The sequence below is a fragment of the Aphanothece microscopica RSMan92 genome (assembly GCF_046613545.2).
In the GTDB taxonomy this organism is placed as follows: Bacteria; Cyanobacteriota; Cyanobacteriia; order PCC-6307; family Cyanobiaceae; genus NIES-981.
Genome location: NZ_JBKKKY020000277.1, coordinates 1 through 749 on the forward strand (window position 1 = coordinate 1; position 749 = coordinate 749).

General features: G+C 67.8%; 1 protein-coding gene. It reads right to left on the reverse strand.

Annotated features, from left to right (window positions below):
* Positions 1-749 (reverse strand): glycosyltransferase (locus tag ACLD7X_RS17480; RefSeq protein ID WP_411424962.1); only part of this gene is annotated, 749 nt, incomplete at both ends.

Sequence of the window (749 nt, forward strand, 5' to 3'; positions counted from 1 at the left end):
CGCCAGAATTGGCGCACCGACGAAGACGACGTGACCGAGGCGGCATGGATCGTGTGGCGGTAGACCGCTGCTGGCACATGCTGAAACACGACTCCCCTGTCGTGCAGGCGCAGGGCCAGCTCCCAATCCTGTACGCCATCGAAGGCCGGGTCGCATCCGCCCGCCACCAGATAGGCGTTTCGCTCGATCACCTTCAGGTGGGACGCCACCATCCCGTCCAGCAGATCATCCCCGATCGCCCCGCCGGGGCGGATGTGCGGGTAGCCGCCATAGACTGCGGTGCGCAGCACCCCGCCTTCGGCATCCACATCGATCCGGTCGGTGAAGGCGTAGCCGACGCCGGGGCGCATCCGGGCAAGCACCTGCATCAAGGCGTCTGCTGCGAGCATGTCGTCGCAATCGAGGAAAGCGAGATACCGGCCGCGCGCGGCGTCTGCTGCGAGGTTCTGCGCCTGGGAAATGCCGAGGTTCTCGCGGTTCGTGATGAGCGTCACGTCCGGGCGCGCCTGCGCGAGAGCAGCCAGCATGGGCGCGATGCGGGGGTCTGTGGAACAATCGTCCACGATCACCGCCTCCACCGAGACCGCCGTCTGGGTCAGCGCGGAGGCGATGCAGGCCGGCAGCCTGTCGGCGTGATTGAAGACCGGGATGATGATCGAAACGTCCGGCGTCGATGGGACGGGGGCCGCCGGCGGCAGAGCGGCGATCCAGGCGTGGGGGTCTTCATCCGTCTCGGGCCAGACAGGGCC